Annotated in this window: 7 protein-coding genes; 4 read left to right on the top strand and 3 right to left on the bottom strand. The window is 37.2% G+C overall.

All coding sequences use genetic code 11. The features are described 5' to 3' along the window. Together QVB70_RS00520 and QVB70_RS00515 are read left to right on the top strand one after the other, a co-directional pair. Nucleotides 1-242, top strand: a 242-nt coding sequence (locus QVB70_RS00520) for a hypothetical protein (RefSeq protein ID WP_287582312.1), incomplete at its 5' end; no start/stop codon positions are given. 15 nt (nucleotides 243-257) lie between these two features. Next, complete coding sequence (locus tag QVB70_RS00515; RefSeq protein WP_287582311.1) at nucleotides 258-749, top strand: hypothetical protein; 492 nt, start codon at nucleotides 258-260, stop codon at nucleotides 747-749. A gap of 205 nt (nucleotides 750-954) precedes the next feature. Here the strand turns inward: QVB70_RS00515 and QVB70_RS00510 are convergent, their stop codons facing one another. Continuing rightward, nucleotides 955-1188 carry a hypothetical protein gene (locus tag QVB70_RS00510; protein ID WP_287582309.1) on the bottom strand — a complete coding sequence of 78 codons (234 nt, stop codon included), beginning with the start codon at nucleotides 1186-1188 and terminating at the stop codon, nucleotides 955-957. A 392-nt stretch (nucleotides 1189-1580) separates the two neighbouring features. Between QVB70_RS00510 and QVB70_RS00505 the strand changes: the two genes are divergently transcribed. Continuing rightward, nucleotides 1581-2084, top strand: a complete 504-nt coding sequence (locus tag QVB70_RS00505) for a hypothetical protein (protein ID WP_287582307.1) — start codon at nucleotides 1581-1583, stop codon at nucleotides 2082-2084. 156 nt (nucleotides 2085-2240) lie between these two features. Here the strand turns inward: QVB70_RS00505 and QVB70_RS00500 are convergent, their stop codons facing one another. Beyond that, nucleotides 2241-2495 carry a hypothetical protein gene (locus QVB70_RS00500; RefSeq protein ID WP_287582305.1) on the bottom strand — a complete coding sequence of 85 codons (255 nt, stop codon included), beginning with the start codon at nucleotides 2493-2495 and terminating at the stop codon, nucleotides 2241-2243. Between the two features lie 319 nt (nucleotides 2496-2814). Between QVB70_RS00500 and QVB70_RS00495 the strand changes: the two genes are divergently transcribed. Continuing rightward, nucleotides 2815-3024: a hypothetical protein gene (locus QVB70_RS00495; protein ID WP_287582303.1), complete on the top strand. Its 210-nt coding sequence runs from the start codon at nucleotides 2815-2817 to the stop codon at nucleotides 3022-3024. 216 nt (nucleotides 3025-3240) lie between these two features. Here the strand turns inward: QVB70_RS00495 and QVB70_RS00490 are convergent. Beyond that, nucleotides 3241-3953 (bottom strand): IS200/IS605 family accessory protein TnpB-related protein (locus QVB70_RS00490; protein ID WP_287582301.1); only part of this gene is annotated, 713 nt, incomplete at its 5' end.

The raw sequence follows: 3953 nt of genomic DNA, 5'->3' as shown, positions 1-3953 counted from the left end.
CCACTAAACGTCCGAGTGTTCAGACAGAACCCCGGTCCATGCAAAACTTATGTAGCGTAATGGCGGAAGTGTGGTGTTTCATTGTATGTAGGAGTCCTTCTACGATACGAAAGGGTGTTTCACCCTTCATTTTTTTGGGCGAACCAAATGACAGTGTCATAATCACTAATAATGTCGTCGGGTTTATTAAGAAGGAAATCTGTGTTTTCATTAAGAAAAATTACAGGAGTAAACAGCACTAGCATCTGGAAAAGGAGGTGGAACACATTAGGGGTGACAGAACAGGAGGCATAACTCTTGCAGGAGTCCTGCAAGTAATTAGTGGGCTTGATACTCTCCTTATTGGTTTACTAGGCTTATCCTATTTATTAGGAATCTTCGTAGTGGAGTTCTTTGTGGATTATGTGACGCTATTAACGGCTTTGACCTACTTGGTAGTTTCGCTTACTAACATGACCACCATTGGAGGCATCTCAATGACGACCATAATGGGTATTGTGGCAATTATTTGGGGTGTGTTGGGTCTAATCGCGACTGCCGGAATTTTAAGACTCTCACGCTGGGCTCTTTGGGTGGCGAGTATATTCAACATAGTTCTTATCATTGATATGCTGCTTTTATTGAATAATGCACTTACCAGGGGTATGATCGCTACTACAACGTTTGCGTATTTATTCTATTTGTTGCTGATAGTGTTTCCGATAGTTGTTGAAATAATCCTAATCGCTAAGAGGACAGAATTTATCTAATGCCTGCCATCGCACTTTTTCTATTTTTCTTAATCCAGTCACTTAGTGTGCTAGGTGATTCAGCCAAGAATTCTAATTAATTGGGAAGCCGCCTAGATTCAGTATCATTGTTTTAAAAAAAGAGGGAGCATTGTATGATGCAAATGCAGGTTTATGTATGCAACGTTCTAAAAAATAAAGTTGTAATGTAATCTTAGTTAGATTATTAACGATGTTTTCCATTAAAGCCATTTTGAAGGCGCTTCATTAAATTTTGAGAGAGTTCTAAAGATGCAAAATCGCATGCTTTTTCAAGAGTCTTTTTTGCCTTCTTAGTAACGTCTTGAACGAATCGCGAGAACACAAACTCCCAATATTTAACATGAATTTCGAGATCAGAGAGACACGTGGTAACTGATGGTGTCTCTTCTTTTTCTGTTCGCCTAAACAATCCCATCATAGCAACCTCAATTTCTCTTGGTATGCAAACAGGTAACCATTCTTTATATTACATAGTTAAACTATTGGAACTATCATAACTTCTTGTATAAATTTTGTTAATAAGGCACACCGTTCCCATCTTTTTATGAGTATAGGTTCTGGCAGCTAACATGGTTGCCGATAATCTATAGCTCGTTGGTAGTGGTATTCCAGACGTTTCACAGAAGTACTTTTTATCATATATTTTTTTCATAGTTCACCGAATTTAACTACGATAAGATCGGAGAAAAGGTTCTAGTTTTGCATTTTAAAGGCAGACATTAGTTGAAATCATTTTTCAAAAATGTGGACTTTATATACATTTTTTTACACAAAAGATTGCTTTAAAAAATCACATATGATGAGACAAAGATGATAATCCAACTTCCAAACATAAAGAAGATGATCTATGAGGCGTATCCAGCTCTTAATGGTATAGTCAAGGCTCATGTAGAAGGCTTAGAAAATGTAGTAACTCTCTATACTAATACAGTAGAAGATTTCATTCGACGTCATTGTGAACAAATCTATTTACATCTTGAACCTGAACCCAACAACGAGCGGCAGAAACTAGTAAAACAACGAATTCTTGAGATATGTAAGGAAATTGCATCGAAAGAAACTCTGGAAGAACCACCAATAGATATTTTAACAGAAGATGAGATAACTAAGCTTCTGGAGAACTTCGAGAAAGAAACCTTTCACAAGTACAAAAATGGTGAGAAACTCACAATTGACGATTATGTACAGTTCGCCAGTAAATACGGCTACTCAATAGGAAAAGTGTTGATAGCTTCGGCTTGGCTTGATGAGCATCTCACTAACAAAGCGATAGACGCAAAAAAAGAAGCCTATGAAGAGCCTACACTTGCCTAGTCGACTGAAGATAATCCCGACTTTTGAAAACATATCTCCTCGCTGCTTTTAATAAAGGCTAGTTATCTTTTGGTATATGTTCGTTTTCAAGAACGTAATAAACTTGAATAATATTCTCAAAAGTCTGTAAAATCGCTAAAAAATCTATTTTAAAGGCTATCTTTCATTTTGCTCAAGTATTTGCTGTAAGTCATCCAAGACGAAATATCCGTCTTCAAACGATTTGACTGCAATTTCAAGTATTTCAGTTTTTGCAATAATCTCATCGTTAAGATCTTGTTTATCTTCTACCCCATTCCAAAAAACAGAGAAAAAATCCTTGATAGTTGAAAGAGAGGCCTTTCCTTTGATAAATTCTCTTAAGCCTGTGCAAAGATCTGAGAATTGAATTGCTTGATGTAGTTCTTGCATGTTCTTTCCTCTTATGAATACCCCCAAAAATGGGCAATAAAGATTTCGGTAAAAAGTAATAGCGATATAGGCTTTTCAGATACCATGTGACCTTAGAGAAGATAGTGGCAGAGAATTAGGTTTGTAAACTTCAATAAATGACCTATACGTAAACTAAATGCATGTTAATCAAACAAAAGCACTCTTAAGGACCGAATATCCTTATCAACACCGTTCTCTGTTTTTTGGGGACGATTTTACCTGAAGTCATAAAAAACACAGATGCGGATGTTAGTATACGAAAAAGGATGTTAGTATACGAAAAAGGTAGGGGATCATTATGGAATCTTTTAAGACTCATGTTATTTCAGAACGTAAATTCGTGCGTTTATATGAAGATGAAGGCAAGTATTTTGTTGAATTAACAGCTAATGGCTATGCTGTTAAGGCGCTAGCAGGAACAACTCTCAAAGTGGCTGAAACATATTATCTTGAAATCATCAACAAGTTAAGAGATGGACTGAGTATGCTAGAAGCATTGCATTCCTAAGTCATTTTTTTCTATTCCTCTTTTCGCCAACTGTTTTTTAAAGCCTTTTTCGGTATTAGGATAATGAGAAAGGAGAAAAAAATTCGGTAACGCCCGAAGTTACGTCTCCTGAATTAATTTTAGAAGTTTAACAATTTGTTTTTCATCTATTTCGTTTTCTGACGTAATTTTGATATGCCTCATTGTTTTTCCAGTGCCTTGAAACCTTACAATTATTTATAAAACGGTGTAATTAGTGATATAATTCCACGTTTTATGATAATCATCAATCTTTCCATGAGAGGAAAGACCAACCTTAAGGTTATCGGGCTGTGCGCTCGTCACCGAGTTCAACACATGCTTCATCAATACTGTTTTTTTCAGTATTTCGGCAGTCTTGAAGGACGTTATCCCGCTGTGCTCAAAGAGGTCATGGACCATCGCCCAGCTACGGTAAGGACTGCCCTTTTTCACACGGGGCTCGATGAACTCCCCGAAGTGTGAGAGCACCCAATCGTAGATAGGTGGAATTGCTTCCTTGAAACCCAGCCCTCTTCGAGCTATTACATAACTTGCAAGGTGATGGATTGACAAATTATATAATCGTGAATACTTGTATTTCCCGATGAGGGAGGTATATCCCGGGAATACCTTTCGAAAGGACACACCGCGCTTTTTGCACTTCCGCTCCAGTAATGGTAGAGCGGTGGTTTTTATATTGCTCAATTTGCGGTTGCGTTTTGTATTGTAGGAAAACTCTTGGTCGAATTGTAAGTCCTCGACCACGATGCCTTTGCCCTTATTGATACAATAATTGACGATGTTATCCATCTTATAAGAAATATAATCATTACGTTTATCTGTTCTATAGCTGTGAAGATTGCCAAACGAGATGCTATGATAAGAGAGCAATGTACCGTGCTGGTCTACATTGGTTAACGCCACAAAAT

This window comes from Candidatus Borrarchaeum sp., assembly GCF_019058535.1.
Classification (GTDB): Archaea; Asgardarchaeota; Sifarchaeia; order Borrarchaeales; family Borrarchaeaceae; genus Borrarchaeum; species Borrarchaeum weybense.
This window is presented reverse-complemented; position numbering and strand designations above follow the sequence as displayed.

Bases quoted from the DNA above. Each gene is read 5' to 3' on its own strand.
- QVB70_RS00510 (WP_287582309.1), bottom strand. From the start codon at position 1,188: ATGATGGGATTGTTTAGGCGAACAGAAAAAGAAGAGACACCATCAGTT.
- QVB70_RS00505 (WP_287582307.1), top strand. From the start codon at position 1,581: ATGATAATCCAACTTCCAAACATAAAGAAGATGATCTATGAGGCGTAT.
- QVB70_RS00500 (WP_287582305.1), bottom strand. From the start codon at position 2,495: ATGCAAGAACTACATCAAGCAATTCAATTCTCAGATCTTTGCACAGGC.
- QVB70_RS00495 (WP_287582303.1), top strand. From the start codon at position 2,815: ATGGAATCTTTTAAGACTCATGTTATTTCAGAACGTAAATTCGTGCGT.